This is a genomic window from Pseudomonas sp. SH10-3B (assembly GCF_019891415.1).
GTDB lineage: Bacteria > Pseudomonadota > Gammaproteobacteria > Pseudomonadales > Pseudomonadaceae > Aquipseudomonas.
This window is the reverse complement of the sequence record NZ_JAFLXD010000034.1, coordinates 1-23,751: the sequence shown is the minus strand read 5'-3', so window position 1 is coordinate 23,751 and position 23,751 is coordinate 1. Positions and strand designations below refer to the sequence as shown.

Annotated in this window: 17 protein-coding genes and 1 pseudogene; 13 read left to right on the top strand and 5 right to left on the bottom strand. The window is 61.7% G+C overall.

Translation table 11 applies throughout. The annotated features are described in order from the left end of the window. Positions 1-77: 77 nt before the first annotated feature. Complete coding sequence (locus tag J1G35_RS22170) at positions 78-4,973, bottom strand: alpha-2-macroglobulin (protein WP_223016012.1); 4,896 nt, start codon at positions 4,971-4,973, stop codon at positions 78-80. Between the two features lie 213 nt (positions 4,974-5,186). Between J1G35_RS22170 and J1G35_RS22165 the strand changes: the two genes are divergently transcribed. Both J1G35_RS22165 and J1G35_RS22160 read left to right on the top strand, forming a co-directional pair. Beyond that, positions 5,187-6,533 (top strand): MATE family efflux transporter, encoded by a 1,347-nt coding sequence (locus tag J1G35_RS22165; protein WP_223016011.1) that lies wholly within the window; start codon positions 5,187-5,189, stop codon positions 6,531-6,533. Between the two features lie 103 nt (positions 6,534-6,636). Further along, positions 6,637-6,957 carry a hypothetical protein gene (locus tag J1G35_RS22160; RefSeq protein ID WP_223016010.1) on the top strand — a complete coding sequence of 107 codons (321 nt, stop codon included), beginning with the start codon at positions 6,637-6,639 and terminating at the stop codon, positions 6,955-6,957. Between the two features lie 101 nt (positions 6,958-7,058). Here the strand turns inward: J1G35_RS22160 and speA are convergent, their stop codons facing one another. Further along, positions 7,059-8,972: an arginine decarboxylase gene (gene speA, locus J1G35_RS22155; protein WP_053134630.1), complete on the bottom strand. Its 1,914-nt coding sequence runs from the start codon at positions 8,970-8,972 to the stop codon at positions 7,059-7,061. A 143-nt stretch (positions 8,973-9,115) separates the two neighbouring features. Beyond that, the gene (locus J1G35_RS22150) at positions 9,116-9,487 is read right to left on the bottom strand and encodes a translation initiation factor Sui1 (RefSeq protein WP_223016009.1); all 372 of its coding nucleotides are present in this window, start codon (positions 9,485-9,487) and stop codon (positions 9,116-9,118) included. Positions 9,488-9,606: 119 nt separating this feature from the next. Between J1G35_RS22150 and J1G35_RS31025 the strand changes: the two are divergent. Continuing rightward, a pseudogene (locus tag J1G35_RS31025) lies at positions 9,607-9,696 on the top strand (outer membrane lipoprotein carrier protein LolA); the annotation flags it as partial. A gap of 99 nt (positions 9,697-9,795) precedes the next feature. On the opposite strand, the gene J1G35_RS22145 reads toward J1G35_RS31025, so the two are convergent. Both J1G35_RS22145 and J1G35_RS22140 read right to left on the bottom strand, forming a co-directional pair. After that, a complete protein-coding gene (locus J1G35_RS22145; protein WP_053134624.1) occupies positions 9,796-10,332 on the bottom strand; it encodes an NUDIX hydrolase in 537 nt (178 codons plus the stop codon). Between the two features lie 2 nt (positions 10,333-10,334). Further along, a complete protein-coding gene (locus J1G35_RS22140; RefSeq protein ID WP_053134622.1) occupies positions 10,335-11,402 on the bottom strand; it encodes a DUF2333 family protein in 1,068 nt (355 codons plus the stop codon). 299 nt (positions 11,403-11,701) lie between these two features. Here J1G35_RS22140 and J1G35_RS22135 point away from each other — a divergent pair, with 299 nt between their 5' ends. The 10 genes from J1G35_RS22135 to purH all read left to right on the top strand — a co-directional run bounded on the left by J1G35_RS22135 (position 11,702) and on the right by purH (position 23,543). Beyond that, on the top strand, positions 11,702-13,372 hold the full coding sequence (locus J1G35_RS22135; protein WP_223016008.1) for a PleD family two-component system response regulator: 1,671 nt from the start codon (positions 11,702-11,704) through the stop codon (positions 13,370-13,372). 53 nt (positions 13,373-13,425) lie between these two features. Beyond that, a complete protein-coding gene (locus tag J1G35_RS22130; protein WP_223016007.1) occupies positions 13,426-15,387 on the top strand; it encodes a methyl-accepting chemotaxis protein in 1,962 nt (653 codons plus the stop codon). Positions 15,388-15,576: 189 nt separating this feature from the next. Beyond that, positions 15,577-16,032, top strand: a complete 456-nt coding sequence (gene aroQ / locus J1G35_RS22125; protein ID WP_012721999.1) for a type II 3-dehydroquinate dehydratase — start codon at positions 15,577-15,579, stop codon at positions 16,030-16,032. A 24-nt stretch (positions 16,033-16,056) separates the two neighbouring features. Then, positions 16,057-16,518, top strand: coding sequence for an acetyl-CoA carboxylase biotin carboxyl carrier protein (accB, locus tag J1G35_RS22120; RefSeq protein ID WP_027607997.1), 462 nt, complete (start codon positions 16,057-16,059; stop codon positions 16,516-16,518). A 17-nt stretch (positions 16,519-16,535) separates the two neighbouring features. After that, positions 16,536-17,897, top strand: a complete 1,362-nt coding sequence (gene accC, locus J1G35_RS22115) for an acetyl-CoA carboxylase biotin carboxylase subunit (RefSeq protein WP_027607998.1) — start codon at positions 16,536-16,538, stop codon at positions 17,895-17,897. A gap of 278 nt (positions 17,898-18,175) precedes the next feature. Then, entirely contained in the window at positions 18,176-19,054 is an 879-nt protein-coding gene (gene prmA, locus J1G35_RS22110; protein WP_053134617.1) for a 50S ribosomal protein L11 methyltransferase, read from the top strand. Between the two features lie 30 nt (positions 19,055-19,084). Beyond that, positions 19,085-20,338 carry a DUF3426 domain-containing protein gene (locus J1G35_RS22105; protein WP_223016006.1) on the top strand — a complete coding sequence of 418 codons (1,254 nt, stop codon included), beginning with the start codon at positions 19,085-19,087 and terminating at the stop codon, positions 20,336-20,338. A 185-nt stretch (positions 20,339-20,523) separates the two neighbouring features. Continuing rightward, on the top strand, positions 20,524-21,537 hold the full coding sequence (gene dusB, locus J1G35_RS22100) for a tRNA dihydrouridine synthase DusB (RefSeq protein WP_053134612.1): 1,014 nt from the start codon (positions 20,524-20,526) through the stop codon (positions 21,535-21,537). Further along, a complete protein-coding gene (fis, locus tag J1G35_RS22095; protein WP_002555375.1) occupies positions 21,534-21,854 on the top strand; it encodes a DNA-binding transcriptional regulator Fis in 321 nt (106 codons plus the stop codon). The genes dusB and fis overlap by 4 nt, the downstream gene beginning before the upstream one ends. An 81-nt stretch (positions 21,855-21,935) precedes the next feature. Next, complete coding sequence (gene purH, locus J1G35_RS22090; RefSeq protein WP_053134609.1) at positions 21,936-23,543, top strand: bifunctional phosphoribosylaminoimidazolecarboxamide formyltransferase/IMP cyclohydrolase; 1,608 nt, start codon at positions 21,936-21,938, stop codon at positions 23,541-23,543. Positions 23,544-23,751 lie beyond the last annotated feature (208 nt).

Here is a 23,751-nt window from a genome sequence, read left to right as displayed (position 1 = left end):
CTGACATCCTGAATAAACGCGGTGTTCTTGCGTTCTTCGCCGGCAAGCCCGCTCCTACAGTGATCAACCGTGAAATTTCAGCGTCCTTTGATCACCAGGTCTGCCGGCGTCTCCCCCACCGCCTGCCAGTTCGGCCGGTACATCGACTCCACCTGCGGCGGCGGCACGCGATAAGTGCCCGGCGTCACTGCCCGTGCCAGGTACAGCAAGTGCGTGGTGCCGTCGCCGTCGAGGTTGATGGCCGCCACATAACGATCATCGCGAAACTCCTGATGCTTGAGCGCCGCGTTCTGCATCGACTCACGCCATTCCTTCACCTGGCTGCTGGCGTTTTCCAGGCTGGCCGCGCTTTGTGCCAGGTTCTGGTTTTCCAGCTCCAGGCCCGCAGGCAACAGGTCGACCACCAAGGCATCCGGCACGCGCTGCTTGGCGCTCACCGCCAGGTGCACCAGCACCAGGTCGCCACTATTGAGGTTGCGCAGGTTCAGCGGCTGGCCATTCATGCCCAGGTATTCACGGCGGATGCTCAGGTTGTCGCCGCCCGGTGCCGGTGGCACCTGTGGATAACCCGAGATTGTCAGTTGCTGGTAGACCGGCACATCGCCCTGATTGGTCAGGTTCAGATCGCCAGAAAGCAGCTTGCCTTCCAGGTCCAGCGTCGACTGTTGATTGTTCAGCTCATGCTCTCCACCGCTGCCATTGAGCAGGACCTTCCAGGCTGACTCGGGCTGGGCGAACCCCAGGCGCCCGGCCAGGAACAGCGAATTGCGCTCCTGGGTCGACAGGTACGGGCTGGCCGCCAATTGATCGGACAGGGTAAACAAACGCTCCTCACGCTTGCCCTTGGCCAAGTCGTTTTCTTCCAGCAACGCCAGGATCATCGCCTGGTCGCGCAGCGGGCTGCCGTAGTCGGCCAGCCATTCCTTGGCGTTGCGTTGCGCCGCCAGGCCGGCCAGCAAGGCCTGATCCGCGCGCGGCTGGTCGCCCATTTTCTGCAGGGCGATGGCCAGTTGCACTAACGGCAACCCGGAGCGCGCGTCGCTACGTCGCTCGAAGATACTGCGCAATGCGCCCAACGGCGCCTGTTGGCTGCGCGCCAGCACCATGCCGGCGTAGGCCTGCACGGCAAAGCGGGTGTGGTCGGCGTTGTCGCTGTAGTCGACTTCGATCAGGTTGCGTTCCTGCACATAGCGCAGCAGGCGCTCGCTGGCTTTTTTCAGCGCTTCGGGCGGTACCGCGAAGCCCTGGTCACGGGCGCGCAGCAGGAAGTCGGTGACGTAGGCCGTCAGCCAATATTCCTCTTCGCCATCGGCGCCCCACAAACCGAAGCTGCCGTTGTAGCGCTGCATGCCCAGCAGGCGCTCGATACCCAGCTCGATCTTGCGTTTGCGCTCGGCATCCGGCTCGCCCTTGATGCTCAAGCGCTTGAGCAAGGCATTGTCGGCATACAGCGACGGGTACAAACCACTGGCGGTCTGCTCCAGGCACCCATAAGGGTAGGCCTTGAGCGCCGAGATCTGCGCGCCCAGGTTCAGCGGCGGCCGGCTCGACAGGCTCAGCAACGCCTCACGCCCAGAGGCATCGAATTGATCCAGGGCGCCGACTGGCAGGCTCCACGGCTCGCCTTTGAGTACCGCGCGGTAATGCTTGAGCAACGCCGGGTACGCCGGGCGCACGCCCAGGGTCCATTCGCGGCTGAACGGCGGCAGATTCTCACCGGGCAGGTCCAGGCCATTGACCGTGACCTTCACTTTGCCCTGCCCCAAACCACCCCAGGCTTTCACCGGGATACGCAGGGTGGTGCGCTGGCCTTGCTTGAGTTCGACGGTTTGCGCGCCGCTGTTGACCAGCTCCAACTGCCCTTCGGCACTCAGTTGCACATCGAGTTTCTGCGCCTTGCCCGACAGGTTGGACAGGTCGAGCGCCAGAGTGGTCTGGTCACCGCCGGCAAGGAAGCGCGGCGCCGACAGCTCGGCGATCAGCGGTGCGGCGATCACCGTCTTGCCTTCGGCCATGCCGTAGCGGTCATCGCTCCAGGCCTGGGCCATCAGGCGCAGTTCGCCGTTGAAGTCGGGGATGTTGACGCTGACCTCACCCTCGCCCTGCTCATTCAAGGTCACCGGTGCGCTTTGCAGGGCGACGATGGTCACGCTGGTGTCCGGGCGCTTGCCGCCCTTGGCCAGCGCGGCGTCACCCCCAAAGGCCAGGCTGGCAAGGCGGCCCTGCCCGGCTTCGATCAATTGGCCGTAGATATCGAACTGGTCCACGCCATAGGCCTTGCGGCCGAACAGGCTGGAATACGGATCCGGTGTCGGATACTCGGTGATATTGAGGATGCCCACGTCCACCGCCGCCACCAGCACGTGCACCTGTTTCGGCACGCTGCCATCGGCGTTTTTGGCGGCAATCTTCACCGTCAGCGGTTGTTTGGGGCGCATTTTTTCCGGCGCGGTGAGGGTCACGCCAAGCTTGCGCTGGGTGCGATCCAGCGGCAAATGCAGCAGGCCCACCGCGCGTTTCGGGGTGATATTGGCTTTGCGCTCGCCTGGGCGAATCACCAGGGCGCTGACGTACAGGTCATGACGCGACCATTTCGGGTCGAGCTTCACGGCAAAACTTTTGCCCTCGGCCGGTACGTCGATTTCCTGCCACCACAGCGGCCCTTCGGCGGATTCCACCAGCAGGTAGCCTTTGCCGGCAGCCGGCGGCGTGACCGTGACGTTGGCGGTGTCGCCGTCGCCATACGCGGGTTTATCCAGTGCCAGCTTGACCTGATCGGGGCGCACGGCGCCGCCCTCGGTGTTGTCCTGGGCCTGGTAGCCGGCCCAGAAACGCAGGCTGCTGACCAGACCGGTCTGCGGGTCTTCGACCTCGACACGGTACGGGCCCCACTCCACCTGGAAGCTGACCTTGGCGGTATCGCCGGCCTTGATGTTCAGGGTCTGTTCGTCGAGGTTGAGGAATTTCTCGTTGTAGTGATAGCTCCAGCCATCGCTGTCCGAGTAATTCCAGTAGTAGTCACGGCGCTCGCGCACCAGACGCACCTTGAGGTTTTGCGCCGCGAGTTTCTGTCCGTCCTGGTTGGCCAGCAGCACTTCGAATTCCGCCGGGCCATCGCCATTGGTTTCCTTGCCGTCAAACAGCCCGCGCAGGCCCGGCAGTTGCTCGGCCGGCCAGATCGGCTGCACCAGGCGCCGGGTTATCGGCCGCCCGCCCGACTCTTGCAGACTGGCTTGCACGATCAGCTGCAGGGGGGATTTGGCCTCGGCCCATTTGCTTTCCAGGGTCAGTTCTTCCTGGCCCTTGGCGTCGAGCACGCTTTCGTCCAGCTCGAAGTCCTGGCTCAGTTCTTCTTCGGTGACGGAGCCGAATTGATAGCCCGGCAGCGACTTGACCGCTTCGCGCAACGGTCGCACGTAAACTTGCCCACTGACGCGGTTGCCCGACGCCGGCGCACCATAGAGGTAGCGACCATTGACCTTAATCACCGGGTTATCCGCCGGGCTCAATGCTGTGTCGCTGCCCTTGAGTTCCAGCGCCAGGCGCTCGGGCAGGAAGTCTTCGACGAGGAATTCATACAGCTGCGGCTTGCCATCGCCCAGGTCGAATACCAACTGCCAACGCCCGGTCGGTGCTTCGCCGGCCAGTTGCAGTTGATATTGGTAGAGGCCGGAGGCGTCGGCATCCCAGACGAACTTGCGGCTCACCTGCTCATCCGGGCGACGCACTTCGACGCTCACCGGTTGCGGCTTGACGGCGTTGCCGTCCTTGTCGCGCAGCAGGGCGTTGAGCAGCACGGTTTCGCCGGGGCGATACAGGTCACGCGGGCCGAACACAAAGAACTGCAGGGGGTGCGAAGGTTGGCCGCCAATGTCGAACTCCGCCAGGTCAAGGGCGGCGCTGTCCAGGCGCAGCATACTGGTCTGCTCGCCCTGCTTGGCCAGCAGCACCTGGGCCTTTTTCGGCAACGGCAACTCAGCGTGACCACCCTTCTCGGTCTTGCCCTGGCCCAGCACACGGCCGTCGGCATCGAGCACTTCAAGGTCGACGCCATCCAATGCCTTGCCACCTTCCAACGCCTGGGTAAACACATCCAGGCGATTGGCGTAGCGGTGCACCGACAGGCCGATATCGCTCAAGGTAAACAGCGTGGCCGGTTGCGAATAGTTGTAGGTGCCCGAGGCGCGCATCACCGCCAGGTACACGCCCGGCTGCTGCAATTGCTTGAGGCCGGCGATCGGCAGCAACAGCGTTTCGCGGGTATTGCGCGCCGGGTTGAGGTCGAAACGACCGCCGTAGACCAGGTCAGCCAGCGGCAGCAGTTCGCGGGATTCATAACTTTGCAGGCTGGTATTGCGCCCCCACTGCGCCAGGAACGACGGCAGGGATTCGGGCTTGATGCGGAAGAATTCAACATCGATCTTGTCGACGTTCAGCGCGATCACCGGCAGGCCTTCGGCCAGGCGCGTCGGCAACAGCGTGCCACGGCTGGCGAAGCCGACAGTGGCTTGCAGGTCGCGGGTTTCCAGGCGGGCGCTGTACTCGGCGGCGAGCGTGTTGTCGTTGACCGCCTTCACCCCGGCATCCACCGTCAGCACCAGTTTGCGCTGCGGCTCCAGGTGGCGCAGGCGCAGTTCCATGAGGTTATCGGACAGCTCCCAGGCACCGTCGACCTTGCCGGACTTGCTGTCTACCAGGTGCAGCTTGTCGGCGAATTTCTGCTCCGGATCCAGGGGGATGGAAAAACTCACCGACAAGGTGCTGGCCCCGTCCAACTGCACCTCGGAGACGTCCACCACACTCAACTCACGCCCGGCGTAACGTTGCTTCAACGCCGCCACATCCACTGCCGCCTTGACCGGCTTCGGCGCTGCCGCCACGGTGGGCGCAGGCGGTGCAGCCGGTTTATCGGAGGAATCGCAGGCGCTTAGCAGGGCCAGCGCGCAAGCCAGGAACAATCCTTTGTTAAGCATGGGGCACTCGTAGTCAGAGGGAACCGAGGGGTGAACTATATATCAGCGCCGGCCAAGCCGATGTGGCGCTGGTCACATTGACCGACGGAGGGTGAGTTGGTTCTCAACGGTCTCAAGTCCCAGCCAAATCCCACAGGCATAGGGCTCCACTCCACATTGACCCTGTTGCGTTGCCAATGGCCGGTTACAATGCCGCTCCCCCAAGGAGCCTGCATGTCCACCTTACTGACCGACTGGCGCGATCGCCCGACCCATCGCCGTGTATGGGCTCTGGCTGCGCCGATGATTCTTTCGAACATCTCCGTGCCGTTGGTTGCACTGGTCGACAGCATGGTCATCGGCCACCTGCCCCACGCCCACCAACTGGGCGCCGTGGCCGTCGGCGCCAGCTTGTATACCTTCCTCGCCTGGGCCATGGGCTTTTTGCGCATGGGCTCCACGGGGTTCGCTGCCCAGGCTGCGGGCCGCAATGATGGGGCGGCACTGCGGCAAATCCTGCTGCAAGGCCTGTTGCTGGCGCTGGGGCTGGCGATGCTGCTGGGCACCGTCGGCATTCCGCTGAGCCATCTGGCCCTGGAGTGGATGCAGCCCTCCCCCGAACTCAACCAACTGACGCGTGAGTTCTTCCACGCGCGTCTGTTCGGCCTGCCCGCTGCGCTGGCCAGCTATGCGCTGGTGGGCTGGTTCCTCGGCACGCAAAACGCCCGTGCGCCATTGGCAATCCTGTTGACCACCAACCTGGTCAACATCGCCCTGAACCTGTGGTTTGTAATGGGCCTGGACTGGGGCGTGGCCGGCTCGGCCCGCGCGTCGGTGATCGCCGAATGGACCGGCGCCCTGCTTGGCCTTGCCCTCACGCAAAAAGCCCTGCGCGCCTACCCCGGGCATATCGCCTGGGCCGCGTTGAAACTGTGGCAAAGCTGGCGCCCGTTGCTGGCGGTGAACCGCGACATTTTTATCCGCAGCCTGGCGTTGCAGTCGGTGTTTTTCATGATCACGGTGCAAGGCGCACGCCTGGGCGATGCCACCGTGGCGGCCAATGCTCTATTGCTCAATGGCTTGTTGCTGACCGCTCACGCGCTGGACGGCCTGGCCCACGCGGTCGAAGCCCTGTGCGGCCATGCCCTCGGTGCCCATGACCGCGCCGCGCTGCGCCGTTCGCTGGTGGTCGCCGGCGGTTGGTCGCTGATCGCCAGTGTGGGGTTTGCTCTGCTGTTCACCTTCGCCGGCCACCTGTTTATTGCCATGCAGACCGATATCCACAGCGTGCGCGAAACCGCCGATCTCTACCTGCCGTACCTGGCGGTACTGCCGTTGATTGCGGTGTGGAGTTATCTGTTGGATGGGTTGTTTATCGGCGCTACGCGCGCCAAGGAAATGCGCAATGGCATGTTGCTGACGGTGCTGATGGTGCTGCCCTTTGCCTGGGCACTGCAAGGCCTGGGCAACCATGGGCTGTGGATGACGTTCCTGCTGTTCATGGCCTTGCGCAGCCTGACCCTGGGGGTCATTGCCTGGCGGCTCAAGCAGCGGGGCCAATGGTTCAGTACCCGTTATTAATGGCTCGACCTGTTACTTTTGACAGGTTACAAACCGATTATCCAGATGTTGAATGACCGTGGAGGTGCAACCTCCCACATTCTGCATGCATGGAGAGTCCAATATGAACATCACAAAATACATAAGCATCACGACACTGTGGATCCTCACAGTCTGCACACTGACAACAGTCGCCGGGTGCACCGCGGGGCAAGGGCCAAACGCAGAGAGAACCCTGCGCATAGACAACAAGACTTCTTACACACTCGTGGTCACACAAGGGACCGCCGTCCACCGTATTGATCCTGGCAAAGACATCGATCTGATAGAGAGTTCCAGGGATATCGTGGTGACTGTACCGGCCGGTCAAGGACGGCTTGACCGCGTGACCCTTAAGTTCAACCCAGGCAACTGCCCGGTCAACCTATGCGTTGAAGCGCGTTGAGGACACCGGACCACCACTAAGCCAGTCATGAGCGTTGAGAGCCAAGCGTGTGAGGGAGCGAGCAAGCTCACTCACCGCCATTTATCCTGAAAGTAGTGCCCTCAGGAAGACAGGTAAGAAGACCGTGTCAGCCCCAACCGCAACGCATCCAGAAACTGCGTACGCTCACTGGCACTGATCTTCGCGCTGGCACACTTGTCACGGTAGTGAGTCATCAACTCCTCCGGCGACAAGTGCACGTAGCGCAGCATGTCTTCGATGGTGTCGTGGGTCTCGATGCCGGCGCTGTACACCGAACCGTCTTCACGCTGGTAGATGTTCACCGAGTCGGTGTCACCGAACAGGTTGTGCATGTCGCCAAGGATTTCCTGGTAGGCGCCCACCAGGAAGATGCCCAGCAGGTAGTCTTCGCCTTCATTCAAGGCGTGCACCGGCAGGCTGGTCTCGATGCTCTGCTCGTCGACGTACTGCTTGATCTTGCCGTCGGAGTCGCAGGTCAGGTCTTGCAGCACAGCACGGCGCAGCGGCTCTTCGTCGAGACGGTGCAGCGGCAAAATCGGCAGGACCTGGCCGATGGCCCAGGTGTCCGGCAGGCTCTGGAACACCGAGAAGTTGCAGATGTACTTGTCGGCCAGCTTGTCGTTGAGTTCGTCCAGGACCTGGCGATGCGAGCGCTGGCGGGCTTTGAGCGAGTTGTGCAGGCGGCGGCACACGGCGAAGTAGCACTGTTCGGCCAGGGCTTTCTCGGCCAGGGTCAGTTTGCCGTCGGCGTACTGGGTGGCCACATCGCTCATGTAGTGAGTGGCGCGCCAGTAGGTTTCGGTGACCATTTCGATGTCGGTCGGCCCGAGCAGGTCGACCAGCCATTGCACGGTTTCCGGCAGGCTTTCCTTGTTCTCGATCAGCGGGATTTCGTCGTTGTGTTTTTCGACGTCAGTGACCTGCACCACCAGCATGGCGTGGTGGGCGGTCAGGGAGCGGCCGCTTTCGGAGAAGATATGCGGGTGCGGCAGGCTCTGGGCGTCGCAGAATTCCTTGAGCATGCCCACGACCACACCGGCGTAGTCGTCCATGTCGTAGTTGATCGAGCTGGCGTTACGCGAGTGAGTACCGTCGTAGTCCACGCCCAGGCCGCCGCCGACGTCGATGTGGTCCACCGGCAGGCCGAGGTTGCGCAGTTCGCCGTAGTAACGAATGGCTTCCTTGAACCCGTGCTGGTAGTCGGCCAGGTTGGCGATCTGCGAGCCCATGTGGAAGTGCAGCAGGCGAATGCCCTGGTCCAGGCCTGCCGCGCGAAAGCGCTCGACCACCGACAACAATTGCGCTGCCGACAAGCCGAACTTGGACTTCTCGCCACCGGTGTCCGCCCACTTGCTCGACGCCAGGGACGACAGGCGCACGCGCAGGCCCACCTGTGGCTTGACCTTGAGGCTGGCGGCCTCTTCGATCACCAGTTCAACCTCGGATTCTTTCTCGATCACGATAAATACGTTGTGGCCGAGCTTCTGGCCCATCAGCGCCAGGCGGATGAACTCGCGGTCTTTATAACCGTTGCAGACGATGGTGCCGCCCTTCGGCGCCAGGGCCAGCACAGCCAGCAGCTCAGGCTTGGAGCCGGCTTCGAGGCCGATGGAAACATTCTGGGTGGCGATGATGTTCTCGATCACCGCTTCCTGCTGGTTCACCTTGATCGGGTACAGCGCGGTGTACTTGCTCTGGTATTCCAGGCGCTCGATGTTGGCATCGAAAGCGCCGGTCAACTGGCGTACACGGTCTTGCAGGATGTCGGGAAAGCGCACCAGCAACGGCAAGGACAGGCCGCTTTTGCGCAGCTCGTCCACTTGCTCGTAGAGGTCGACGGGTGTGCTGTTCGGGCCGTTAGGACGGACTTCAACGCGACCGGCATCATTGATCGCGAAATACCCGGCCCCCCAATGGCGAATCCCGTAAACACTGCGGCTGTCCGCAACTGTCCATTGGCTGCCATCGTCTTTGCGTGTGCGTCGTACGGACATCGAAGTCCCCTATAAATGAAGGCGAAGGCGCCGCCTCGCGTTCGAGGCTGGCGCAGTCTAAAGAATGAAAATGACGATTTGCCTGTAAGCAAGGTAGACCCCACTCGCAGGACAGAGTTTAGACACAGGTTGGGAAGAGGCTTTCAGCCGCCGGACTTCTTGGCCTTGTAACCGAGCTTGATCAGCTCGGCCAACAGCAGTTCGACGTGATCGCCCTGGATTTCGATGACCCCGTCTTTCAACGCGCCACCGGTGCCACAGCGCTTTTTCAGCGTGGTCGCCAGTGCCTTGAGGGGCTCTTCGGCCAACGGCACGCCGGTGATGGTGGTCACCGTCTTGCCGCCACGGCCCTTGCTCTCGCGGCGCACGCGGGCAATACCGTCGCCTTCAGGGATCAGGGTCTGTTTGCAGGTACACAAATCCACGGGCTGACGACAGTCCGGGCAGTGTCGACCTGCGTCGGTGGAAAATACCAGGCCACCAAGGGCGGCGAAGGATGCGGCTTTTTTGGCCACCGGCAATCCTCTTGGGAGGACAAAGACTGATCGATCAGAATGACCGACCGCGAAGCCCCACTCAGGCAGGGGCAGCGCTACCGACCCGCCAAGGCTGATCCCCACCTGTAGGAGCGAGATTGCTCGCGAAAATCGTCAACGATGACGTGGGCATTCTGAATGCACGCGGCGCTCTTGAGTTTTTCGCGAGCAAGCTCGCTCCTACAGTGATCCCAGGGTGAAGCAATGGCGGTTCGGGTGAAAAGTCGCGCAGTGTAACGGCAAAAAGCTTACTTGCTAAGGGCCAAATGGCGCCAATTTATGCAACTTTAGCGACGCGAGGATAGATAGCGTCGCAAGCCCTCTTGGGCGTCCGGGCAGTAAGGCTTTTGCTGCGCTTCCTGCAGGACCGCTTCGACGGGCAAAAAGCGCGCTTCCATGACTTCTTCAGGCTGCAGGCGCAGGGGCCCGTCCCAGGTCGCGGAATAGGATTTGCACCAGAGTCGGCTGTCGCCATCTTCGAAATAGAAATGGTCATGCTCAATCAGTTCAACCCCGCCGACACCCAGCTCTTCTTCCAGCTCGCGGGCCGCCGACACCGCGTAGGACTCGCCCGCCGCGACCATCCCGCCCGCCGCCGTATCCCAGAAACCCGGATACAGGGCTTTGCTCAAGGTGCGCCGATGCACGCACAGCTCACCTTGGGAATTGAACAGGAAGATAAACGTGCAGCGGCCGATCAGGCCGCGCTGGCGCAGGTCGGACCGGACGAGGTGGCCGAGCAGGTTGTCGTGCTCGTCGACCCAGCAGATCAGCTCGGCATCGGAGGCTGCGCGGTGCGCCGCCTCCTTTTGAGTCGCGTCCATCATCAACCCTGGTTGAGCAGTTGACGCAAATCGATCACCGCCGCGTTGGCCCGGGAAATGTAGTTGGCCATGACCAGCGAATGGTTCGCCAATACGCCGAAGCCGCTGCCGTTGAGGATCATCGGGCTCCATACCGGCTCTTGCGAAGCCTCCAGCTCACGAATGATCTGGCGCACGCTGACGGTGGCGTTTTTCTTGGCGAGGACGTCGGCAAAGTCGACTTCGATGGCGCGCAGCAGGTGGGACAGCGCCCAGGCCTGGCCACGGGCTTCGTAGAACACGTTGTCGATCTGCATCCATGGGGTTTCCACCACTTCTTCGTCGACCTGCGGCACTTCACCCGGCGCCAGGGCTTCGGTTTTCAGTGCGGTGTTCAATTTGACCCGGCCCACGCTGGCCGACAGGCGTTGCGACAGCGAACCCAGGCGGGTGGCAACATCGCCCAGCCAGTTGTTCAGGTTGTCGGCGCGGGCATAGAACAAGGCGCCACGCTGATTCGGGTCGGACAAACGCGCTTCATAGCGGCTCAGAGAATTGATGCCTTCCTGGTACTCCGACTCACTGGACGGCAGCACCCAGCTCTTGTTGTCGAAGTTGAAACGCGGCTCGGCCTTGGCCAAATCAGCATCTTCAGCCGACTGCGATTGGGAGCGGGCGAAGTCTTTACGCAGGGCACGGGTCAGGTCGCGCACCTGCACCAGCACGCCGTATTCCCAGCTGGGCATGTTGTCCATCCACAGGCCCGGCGGGAAACGGTCGTTGGAAATGTAGCCACCGGGCTTGTTCAGCAACGTGCCGACCACGGTCTTGAGGGTTTCGACGGTGGTGTAGCCCACCACCATCTGCTTGCCTTCTTTTTCGGCGGCAAGCTGCGCGTTCTGCTGGACCGGGAACAGCGCCGGCTCTTCGCTCCAGTACCAGCCCAGGGCGCCGGTGACCAACAGATACAGGCCAAGCACGCTGAGCACGGCCCGGCTCATCAGCAGGGTACGAAAATAGCTGCGGTTGGCCGACTTGGGCTCAGGGGCGGGGCCTTTGGCACTGCCCGCACGGTTTTTCCAGTCCAGCATGGCGATATCCTTTCAATCACTTGAGTTCATGCACTTGAATTGAGGGCGTGCGTTCAAACACTCCGACCACAACCCTACCCCATCGTGCCCGCCCATGCGGGGCTTTTCACCAAACGTGCATACGGGAAGCTTTCGACTATAAAGGATGCACGCCTTTTAAGCTGCGCGACCATCAGGTCACCAACTGAATATCAGGGACACGCAGTTAATTGACATATGACACTCATCCCATTGAAAAGAGGTGCTAGCATAGAGCCATCAGTTCGACCTCAGCATGCACCCTAACTAGTAGTCAGGATATGACCGAGCCAGAAGACCCCAGCCGTGAGCGTCTCAAGCAGCATTTTGCCCAGCGGGTAATTCATCAGGCACGTCAAATTCTTGAGATCTGGCAGCGCCTGCAACGCAGCGAATGGTCAGGCGCCGACCTCTCCGAACTCAGCGAAGCCAACCTGCGCCTGCAGCGCTTTGCCGAGCGCTTCGAACAGCCCGAGCACGGCCAGTTGGCGCGGCATATCGGCGAGTCGCTCAAGGCGGTGGACGAAAACCGCGGCCGCCTGAGCAGCCAATTGATCACCGAACTCAACCGCTTGATGCAGCGCCTGTCGCGCACCGGCCTGCGCCAGGGCGACCAACTGGAACAAACCTTCCTGCCGCCAATGCGCAAGCCGATCTACGTGATGCTGGCTGATCACGACCGCGCCGAGCGCCTGGCCAAGCAGCTGGAATTCTTCGGCATGAGCGCCCAGTCCCTGGACAGCGTGGCGGCGTTTCGCGCGTCGATGGCCGAGCGCCTGCCCTCAGCCATTGTGATGGACGTGGATTTCTGTGGCACCGGCCTGGGCCTCAAGCTCGCCGCCGAAGCCCAGGAAGGCCTGGAGCATAAGCTGCCGCTGTTGTTTTTCAGCCTGCACGAAACCGACACCCCTACCCGTCTGGCCGCCGTGCGCGCCGGCGGCCAGGAATTCCTCACCGGCACGCTGGAAGCCTCCAGCCTGCTGGAAAAGATCGAAGTGCTGACCTGCGTCGCCCAGTACGAACCGTACAAAGTGCTGATCATTGATGACTCACGGGCCCAGGCGCTGCACACCGAGCGGTTGCTCAACAGTGCAGGCATCGTCACCCGCACCTTGATCGAGCCGATCCAGGCCATGGCCGAGCTGGCAGACTTCCAGCCCGACCTGATCATCCTCGACATGTATATGCCGGCCTGCACCGGCACCGAACTGGCCAAGGTGATTCGCCACAACGACCGTTATGTCAGCGTGCCAATCATCTACCTGTCGGCCGAAGACGACCTGGACAAACAGCTGGACGCCATGAGCGAAGGCGGCGACGACTTCCTCACCAAGCCGATCAAGCCGCGCCATCTGATCACCACCGTGCGCAACCGTGCCGCCCGTGCGCGCAACCTCAAGGCGCGGATGGTGCGTGACAGCCTGACCGGGCTGTACAACCACACCCATATCCTGCAATTGCTCGAAGACTGCAGCTTCCGCGCGCGCCGCGAGAACAAGCCGCTGAGCTTTGCCATGCTCGACATCGACCATTTCAAGCGGGTCAATGACAGCCACGGCCACCCCATGGGCGACCGCGTGATCAAGAGCCTGGCGCTGTTTCTCAAGCAGCGCCTGCGCAAGACCGACTACATCGGCCGCTATGGCGGTGAAGAGTTCGCCATTGTGATGCCCGACACCGACCTGGAATCGGCCTGCAAGGTGCTGGATGAAATTCGTGGGCGCTTTGCCGAGATTCACTACCCGGCGCAGCCGCAGGATTTGTGGTGCACCTTCAGCGCCGTGGTAGTGGAGCTGTGTGACGGCTCCGATAGCCTGATGATGGCCGCCCAAGCCGACGAGGCGCTGTACCGCGCCAAGCATGCCGGGCGTAACCGCGTGCAAGCGGCGCGCACGTCAAAGCAAAGTGCCATCTTTTCACCAGAATCCAGTGATTCCGTCATAACCCTGTAACGAAAACGCAATAACTTCAGGCACTTACCTTTAGCTGTCGGTTGATACCACGCATGCGCCTGAAGCTGCTGACCAATCTCAATACCCTCCTGCTGGTGGCCGTGTGCCTGGCGCTTGGGGCGACGCTGTGGTGGTCGCAACGGGCGCTGGAACGGCCTTATTTGCTGATGGAACGCTACCTCGGTCTATCACAGACTTTCCAGAACCAGGCCGCGCGCAATATTGACGACTACCTGGGCAGTGGCGATGCGTTGCGCTTGAGCAGCGCCAGCCAGAGCCTGGAAAGCCTGTTGCAGCACCTGGATGAACTGCCCGCCGACCTCGCACAGAACCTGCGCCCCAGCCTCGCGGACCTGGATACCTTCAGCAAGACCGACCTGTTGGCGGCCGGTAAGTTGGCCGGCGACCCGCAAGCCTTGTTGCTGCAAGCCGAACGGGAGCTGGGCGCCAACCTGGAGCTGTTGAGCCAGTACGCCATGGGCGTCAACACCCCCGAAGCCGCGCGCTACCTGCCGCCGCTGCTGGCAGCTTCACAGCACTTGGGCAAGCTGTCCCTGGCCCGCGACAAACTGGTGAGCAGCGGGCGCGCGGAACTGGCAGACGAGGTGGAGCGCGAAGTCGGCAACATGCGTAGCCAGGCCGATGTGTTGGAGCAACTGCCATTGCTCGGGGTAAAAGCCAGCGCAGAATCGAACACCGATGACTTTTCAGCCTTGATGGGCCTGGAAAATACGGCAAAAACCGAAGCCCAGGACACCGGCGTCGACCTCAAGCGCGAACTCAACGGCCTGCTGGCCCGCTACCCCGCCGAACTCAAGCGCACCCGCACGCAAATCCAGCAGCGTGCCGACCTGGCCGCCGCCACCCACTTGAAAATCGCCGCCGTTCAACAGGCCATCGCCGGCCTGGAGCCAGTGGTACGGGCGCAACACGGCAAGATCCAGAGCGAAGTGCGGCTGATGCAAGGGGTGATGATCGGCCTGATTTTGCTCATCGCCCTGCTGATCGACACCCTGCAACGGCGCTTGGCGCGGGTGCTGACCAACCTGGCACCGGCCTTGTCGACCTGGGGTGAAGGCGACTTCAGCCAGCCCATTGCCCTGGGCAAGACCAACCGTGAACTGCGCGATATCGAAGCCTCACTGAACCGTCTGCGCGCCTACCTGGTGGACCTGGTGGGCACCATTCGCGGCAATGCCCAAGAAGTCGCCGGCAGCAGCCGCGCGCTGGCCGAACTGAGCAGTGGCCTGCACGACGGCGCCGAACGCCAGGCCGGGGATACCGCGCAGATTCGTGATTCCCTGGGCGAGCTGGAAGCCACCATCCAGCAAGTGGCCGGTGATGCCAGCCAGGCTGCCGGTGCCAGCCGCAGCGCGGGCCAGGCAGTGGAGCAAGGCCAGCGCGTGATCGGCCTGAGCCTGACCGGCCTGCATGCGCTGGTGGGTGAAGTGCAGCAAAATGCGCAGATGATCGAGAAACTCGCCGAAGAGTCCGCCACCATTGGCGGCGTGTTGACCGTGATTCGCTCGATTGCCGACCAGACCAACCTGCTGGCGCTCAACGCCGCTATCGAGGCCGCCCGCGCCGGTGAGGCCGGGCGCGGTTTTGCCGTGGTCGCCGATGAAGTCCGCACCCTGGCCCAACGCACTGCTGGCGCCACCGCCGAAATCCAGGGCTTGATCACCGGCCTGCAAACCGCGGCGCACCAATCGGTGCAGGGCATGCGCGCCCAGGTCGAACACGCCGAGGCCACCGCCCAGCAAGCCCAGGCGGCAGATGGTGCGCTGGATGAAATCGTCGGCGCGATCCAGACCATTTCCGACACCGCCGTGCGTATTGCCGATGTGACGGCGCAGCAAAGTGGCGCCGTGAGTGAGATTCGCGATAACAGCGAGCGGATTCATCAGTTGGGTGAAGACAACCTGCTGCGCATCGGCCAGGGCCGCAGCCAGGGCGAGCATCTGCTGGTGCTGGGTGGGCAGCTCAATACGGCGGTGCAGGCGTTCCGCGTCTGACCTGCCCCATGAAGATCTTCATGGGATCCAAGGGCGTATTACCAATGACCGGATCCCAGGCCGCAGTCATAAATTTTGCGCAATCCTCGCTAATCGTGCTGCCTACTGCATAGAACTGGACAGTCACAAAGGCTTTGCGGCATAGTCGCCGGGTTCTGCCTTGCCCACATCAATAACAAGGAACAGCCGATGGCGACCTTACTGGTTCTTCACGGACCCAACCTGAACCTGCTCGGCACCCGTGAACCGGGCGTCTACGGGGCAGTGACCCTCGATCAGATCAACCTGGATCTGGAGCGACGGGCGCGTGAAGCCGGCCACCATCTGCTCTACCTGCAAAGCAATGCCGAGTACGAATTGATTGATCGCATCCATGCCGCGCGCGGCGAAGGTGTGGACTTTATCCTGATCAATCCCGCCGCTTTTACGCACACAAGCGTTGCATTACGTGACGCGCTGCTGGCGGTGAGCATCCCATTCATCGAAGTGCATTTATCGAACGTGCACAAACGTGAACCTTTCCGCCATCACTCTTACTTCTCCGACGTTGCGGTAGGAGTGATCTGCGGCCTTGGCGCCAGCGGTTACCGACTGGCCCTGGAGGCCGCCCTGGAACAGCTTGAACAACCGGCCAAGCGCCCCTGACCGACCCTTGGGAGTTGATGATTCATGGATATCCGTAAAGTTAAGAAACTGATCGAACTGCTGGAAGAATCCGGTATCGACGAGCTGGAAATCAAGGAAGGCGAAGAGTCCGTACGGATCAGCCGCCACAGTAAGACCCCGGCCCAACAGTTCTACGCACCACAGATGCAAGCACCGGCTCCAGCTGCTGCTCCGGCCGCCGCTCCTGCTGCTGCCGCTGCACCTGCTGCACCGGCTGCCCCAGCGCTGAACGGTTTCGTGGTCAAGTCGCCAATGGTCGGTACTTTCTACCGCACCCCGGCACCTACCTCGCCAGCCTTCGTTGAAGTGGGCAAGACCGTGAAAGTGGGCGACACCATCTGCATCGTTGAAGCGATGAAGATGATGAACCACATCACGGCCGAAAAAGCCGGCGTCATCGAATCCATCCTGGTAGAAAACGGTCAGCCGGTTGAGTACGACCAGCCGCTGTTCACCATCGTTTGAACCGCGGAGCGCCTTCGATGTTGAAACCTGCGAAGAAACTGCAAAAAGTCCTGATCGCCAACCGCGGCGAGATCGCGCTGCGTATCCTGCGCGCCTGTAAGGAAGAGGGCATCAAGACCGTCGCTGTTTACTCGACGGCCGATACCGAATTGATGCACGTGAAACTGGCGGACGAAAGCATCTGCATCGGCCCGCCACTGGCCACGAACTCGTACCTGAAAGTCTCGAACATCATCGCTGCGGCAGAAGTGACCGGCGCTGATGGCATCCACCCGGGCTACGGCTTCCTCGCGGAAAACGCCGATTTCGCCGAACAGGTGGAAAAATCCGGGTTTGCCTTCATCGGCCCGAAAGCCGAAACCATTCGCCTGATGGGCGACAAGGTCTCGGCCAAGGACGCCATGATCGCAGCCGGCGTGCCAACCGTTCCTGGCTCCGACGGCCCACTGCCTGAAGACGAGGAAACCGCTCTGCGCATTGGTCGCGAAGTCGGTTACCCGGTGATCATCAAGGCCGCCGGTGGCGGTGGTGGTCGCGGCATGCGCGTGGTGCACAAGGAAGAAGAGCTGATCGAAGCGGCCAAGCAGACTCGCTCCGAAGCGGCTGCCTGGTTCGGCAACCCGATGGTCTACCTGGAGAAGTACCTGACCAACCCACGTCACGTGGAAGTGCAGGTTTTGTCCGACGGCCAGGGTCACGCCATCCACCTGGGCGACCGCGATTGCTCGCTGCAACGTCGTCACCAGAAAGTGTTGGAAGAAGCACCGGCACCGGGCCTGGATGAAAAAGCGCGTCAGGAAGTCCTGGCTCGCTGCGTCAAGGCGTGCATCGACATCAACTACCGTGGCGCCGGTACCTTCGAGTTCCTCTACGAGAACGGCCGCTTCTACTTCATCGAGATGAACACTCGTGTCCAGGTAGAGCACCCGGTTTCGGAGATGGTCACCGGTATCGACATCGTCAAGGAGATGCTCAGCATCGCCGCTGGCAACGTGCTGTCCTTCACCCAGGACGACGTGAAGATCCACGGCCACTCCCTGGAGTGCCGGATCAACGCCGAAGACCCGAAGACCTTTATCCCAAGCCCTGGCCTGGTCAAGCATTTCCACGCGCCCGGCGGCAATGGCGTACGTGTGGATTCGCACCTGTACAGCGGCTACAAGGTTCCGTCCAACTACGACTCACTGATCGGTAAGCTGATCACCTGGGGCGCAACCCGCGACGAGGCCATGGCCCGTATGCGCAATGCCCTGGACGAAATCGTGGTCGACGGCATCAAGACCAACATCCCGCTGCATCGGGACCTGGTTCGTGATGAAGGCTTCTGCGAAGGTGGTGTGAACATTCACTACCTGGAACACAAGCTGGCTAACCAGTAAGCGCTCCACCCAACAAAGCCGCCTTCGGGCGGCTTTGTTGTTTCTGTACACCTGTTTTCCAGGATGCACACAGTCCAAATGTGGGAGGGGGCTTGCTCCCGATAGCGGTGGATCAGTTACAGATACTGAGGCTGGCACACTGCAATCGGGAGCAAGCCCCCTCCCACATTTGGTCCGCATTCACTCAGTAATGTCGTCTTCTGCTGTTCGCTCGCGTAAACTTGCGCGCTTTCGCAGCCCCACCCCGCTGCACACTCATTTTTTCAAAGGTGCCCGCCATGCCTTGGCTGCAAGTCCGTCTCGCCATCAGCCCAGAACAAGCCGAAACCTACGAAGACGCGTTCCTCGAAGTGGGCGCCGTCTCGGTCACCTTCATGGACGCCGAAGACCAGCCGATCTTCGAACCCGAGCTGAATACCACTCCGCTGTGGTCCCACACCCATCTGCTGGCCCTGTTCGAAGACGGCACCGATGCCGCCGCCGTGCTGGCCCATATGGAATTGCTCACCGGCAGCCCACTGCCTGAGCATCACAGCGAAATCATTGAAGACCAGGACTGGGAACGCAGCTGGATGGACAACTTCCAGCCGATGCGTTTCGGCCAGCGCCTGTGGATCGTGCCGAGCTGGCATGCCGCCCCAGAGCCGGACGCCGTTAACCTGCTGCTCGACCCGGGCCTGGCGTTCGGCACCGGTACCCACCCCACCACCGCACTGTGCCTGGAATGGCTGGACGGCCAGGACCTGACCGACAGCCACGTGCTGGATTTCGGCTGCGGCTCGGGGATACTGGCGATTGCCGCCCTGTTGCTGGGCGCCAAGGAAGCCGTGGGCACCGACATCGACGTCCAGGCCCTGGAAGCATCCCGCGACAACGCCGGGCGCAACAACATTCCTGAAGGCAAATTCCCGCTCTACCTGCCGCAGGATTTGCCCCAGGTGCAGGCTGATGTGCTGGTCGCCAATATCCTCGCCGGCCCCCTGGTTTCCCTGGCGCCGCAACTGTCGAGCCTGGTCAAGCCAGGTGGGCGCCTGGCGCTGTCGGGCATCCTCGCCGAGCAAGGCGAAGACGTCGCCGCCGCCTACGCCAAGGATTTCGAGCTGGATCCGATCGCTAACCGTGATGGCTGGGTACGCATCAGCGGGCGTCGGCGCTAGAATGAGCGCTTGCCTGAATCGGATGGCCGCATGACCGACAGTTTCGTCACCCAGTGCCCGCATTGCCAGACACGCTTTCGCGTCAACCACGCTCAATTGAGCGTGGCTCGCGGCGTGGTTCGCTGCGGCTCGTGCCTGCAAGTCTTCAACGCTGCGCGCCAGTTGCTGGAGCAGCGCGCCCAGGCGCCTGCGCCGCAAAGCGTGGTCGCTGAGCACGCCACTGAGTTGATGCCCCAGGCCCCGAGGGCAATCAGCCAGAAGCAGTGGACCGCCGAAGAGTTGGACCTGGACGCCCTGGACCTCGACGAAGAACTGGCCAAACTGGAACGCCGCGAGATTCAGCACACCCAGCCCGTGGGCAGCGAACGTCGCCAGCTGGGGACGGACCGTCGGCAGAAGGAAGACACCCTCAGCGCCAGCCGCGAAACCCTCAAGGCCGAAGAAGAAAAATGGGCCGCCAGCCTGTTCAGCGAGCCGCCTGAAGAACGCGTCCCGGCCGTTGAATACACGCCTGACGCAGACCAACCGACCTTGCCCCCTGCGACCCGGCAGCGCACCGAACCATCCATGTCGCTGCACACCGACGATCTGGACGCTGAATCGCCGCAGCACCCCACTGCGGACGATGATGATCGCGACCCGCCCTTCACCCCCGTAGCCGTAACCGCAGACGCACCGGAACCCGAAGAGCGCCCCGCACTGCGTCGTAAGCGCCAGCGCCCCGAAGCCACCGCCCACGACGACCTGCTCCTGGACCTGGAAGACGACCCGCTGCACCTTTACGCGCAAAAACGTCCGCAGGGCCTGGGTCGCCGCCTGATCTGGATGCTGCTGGTACTGATCGCCGCAGCCGGCCTGGCAATCCAGTACATTGCCTATCAATTCGACGATCTGGCCCGCCAGGACGCATACCGCCCGTGGTTCCAGCAACTGTGCCCAACCCTGGGCTGCACGGTGCCGTCGCGGGTCGATATCGCCCATATCAAGAGCAGCAACCTGGTGGTGCGCAGCCATCCGGAGTTCGCCGGGGCGCTGGTGGTGGATGCAATCATCTATAACCGCGCGACGTTCTCCCAGCCCTTTCCGCTGCTGGAGCTGCGTTTTGCCGACCTCAATGGCGGCCTTATTGCCAGTCGTCGCTTCAAGCCGGCCGAATATCTAGGAGGCGAGCTGGCCGGGGCGATCGAAATGCCATCACAGACCCCGATCCATATCTCCCTGGACATCCTCGATCCGGGCAATAAAGCCGTGAATTACAGCTTGAGCTTCCACTCGCCCGAGTGAATCGGCTCACGCACCGAAGCTTGACGGTGGATTATTGACTGGGCGCCGGGCATCCAAACCGGCGGCGATAAAGAAATAACTGTTCAGATTTTATCCAATTCAGCCTTTATCCAGTCATCGAGAGCGGGTATCATGCCAACCCTTTTTCGAACTCTAATGATCCGGCCCCACAACAGGGAAGTCCTATGTCGGCGGTACGCATCGGCCCATATACATTGCAGAACGGCTTGATTCTCGCCCCAATGGCGGGCGTCACCGACCAGCCCTTTCGTCAGCTGTGTAAACGTTTGGGCGCGGGTCTTGTAGTCTCGGAAATGGTCACCAGCGACATGAGCTTGTGGAACACCCGCAAATCGCGGATGCGCATGATCCACGAAGGTGATCCCGAGCCCCGCTCGGTACAGATCGCCGGTGGCGATGCGCAAATGCTGGCGGATGCGGCCCGAGCCAACGTGGAGTTGGGCGCACAGATCATCGATATCAACATGGGCTGCCCGGCCAAGAAGGTCTGCAACAAGGCCGCCGGTTCCGCATTGTTGAAAGATGAGCAATTGGTTGCCGAGATCCTGCAGGCCGTTGTCGCCGCAGTGGATGTGCCGGTGACCCTGAAGATTCGGACCGGCTGGGACCGGGACAACAAGAACGGCCTGACAGTGGCGAAAATCGCCGAACAGGCAGGCATTACAGCGCTGGCGGTGCATGGCCGCACCCGCGCCGACCTTTATACCGGTGAAGCCGAGTACGACACCATCGCCGCGATCAAGCAGGCGGTGTCGATGCCGGTCTTTGCCAATGGCGACATCGACTCAGCCGAAAAAGCCCGGCGCGTGCTGCACGCCACCGGTGCCGATGGTGTGTTGATTGGCCGTGCCGCACAGGGGCGGCCGTGGATTTTTCGTGAGATCGAGCATTTTCTGCGTACGGGTGAAGTCCTGCCGGCGCCGGAGCTGGTCGAGGTGGAACGTATTCTGCTAGAGCATCTGGCTGCACTTCACACCTTCTATGGGGACGTGATGGGCGTGCGTATTGCTCGCAAGCATGTGGGTTGGTATCTCGCAACCCTGCCGGGCGCCAGGGAGTTTCGCGCCGGCTTCAATCGTTTGGATGAAACGCAAGCACAGGTCACCGCCGTTCGTGAGTTTTTTGCCGAACGAGACAAGAGCCTGAGAGCAGGGGACGGAGAATGGGTGGCCGCATGACGATGATGACCGAGACTTTAGTGAGTGGAACAACACCCGTGAGCGACAACGTCAATTTAAAACAGCACCTCAATACGCCGAGCGAAGAAGGCCAGACCCTTCGCGGGAGTGTCGAGAAGGCGCTGCATAATTATTTCGCCCACCTTGAGGGCGCTTCCGTCACGGACGTGTACAACCTGGTGCTCTCCGAAGTCGAGGCGCCCCTGCTCGAAAGCGTGATGAACTACGTCAAGGGCAACCAGACCAAAGCCAGTGAGCTGCTGGGCCTCAACCGTGGCACCTTGCGCAAAAAGCTCAAGCAATACGATTTGCTGTAAGCATTCAATCAAACCAGAAAGGCGCCCGCGTAAAACCGGTCGCCTTTTTTGCTGACTCCTTTGCTTTTGATGGAAATTGAAATGACCGACCAGACTACCCGCCTGCCGATCCGCCGCGCCTTGATCAGTGTCTCCGACAAGACCGGGATCCTCGAATTTGCCCGGGAGCTGGAAGCCCTGGGCGTGGAAATCCTCTCCACCGGCGGGACCTTCAAACTGCTGCAGGACAACGGCGTGGCCGCAGTGGAAGTGGCGGACTACACCGGTTTCGCAGAAATGATGGACGGTCGCGTCAAGACCCTGCACCCGAAAATCCACGGCGGCATCCTCGGCCGCCGCGGCATCGACGACGCCATCATGACCGAGCACGGCATCAAGCCGATCGACCTGGTGGCCGTTAACCTCTACCCGTTCGAAGCCACCATCAACAAGCCAGGCTGCGACCTGCCGACCGCTATCGAAAACATCGATATCGGCGGCCCGACCATGGTTCGCTCGGCGGCCAAGAACCATAAAGACGTGGCCATCGTGGTCAACGCCAGCGACTACGCCCAGGTGCTGGAAAGCCTGAAAGCCGGTGGCCTGACCTACGCCCAGCGTTTTGACCTGATGCTCAAGGCGTTCGAACACACCGCCGCCTACGACGGCATGATCGCCAACTACATGGGCACCGTGAACCAGGCCGCCGAAACCCTGAGCACAGAAGGCCGCAGCCAGTTCCCGCGCACCTTCAACAGCCAGTTCATCAAGGCCCAGGAAATGCGCTACGGCGAGAACCCGCACCAGAGCGCGGCGTTCTACGTGGAAGCCAAGCCTGCCGAAGTGGGCATCGCCACCGCGACCCAACTGCAAGGCAAAGAGCTGTCCTACAACAACGTGGCCGACACCGACGCCGCGCTGGAATGCGTGAAGAGCTTCGTCAAGCCGGCCTGCGTGATCGTCAAGCACGCCAACCCGTGCGGCGTGGCCGTGAGCCCGGACGCTGAAGGCGGTATCCGCCAGGCGTACGAACTGGCCTACGCCACCGACACCGAATCGGCCTTCGGCGGCATCATCGCGTTCAACCGTGAGCTCGACGCCGAAACCGCCAAGGCCATCGTCGAGCGTCAGTTCGTCGAAGTGATCATCGCCCCTTCCGTGAGCGAAGAAGCCCGCGCCATCGTGGCCGCCAAAGCCAACGTGCGCCTGCTGGCCTGCGGCGAGTGGTCGGCTGAACGTGCCGCTGCCTGGGACTACAAGCGCGTCAATGGCGGCTTGCTGGTACAGAGCCGCGACATCGGCATGATCGGCAGCGCAGACCTGAAAGTCGTGACCAAGCGCGCCCCGACCGAGCAAGAGATCAACGACCTGATCTTCGCCTGGAAAGTGGCCAAGTACGTTAAATCCAACGCCATCGTCTACGCCAAGAACCGCCAGACCATCGGTGTCGGCGCTGGCCAGATGAGCCGCGTGAACTCGGCGCGTATCGCTGCGATCAAGGCTGAGCACGCCGGTCTGCAGGTGGCCGGTTCGGTGATGGCGTCCGATGCATTCTTCCCGTTCCGTGATGGCCTGGACAACGCCGCGAAAGCGGGCGTGACGGCCGTGATCCAACCGGGTGGCTCGATGCGTGATGCCGAGGTGATCGCCGCTGCTGATGAAGCCGGCATTGCCATGGTCTTCACCGGCATGCGCCACTTCCGTCACTAAACACCACTGCTTTCCTACTGTAGGAGCGAGGGGACGCCTAGTTCTTGCTCGCGAAAAGCCCGAGAACGCCACGGGGAGTCAGATGCCCCCCGCTATCGTTGACGATCTTCGCGAGCGAGAACTAGGCGTCCCCCTCGCTCCTACAGAAAGCACAGCGTTTCACAGAGGTTTTTGAAATGAATGTTTTGATCATTGGCAGCGGTGGCCG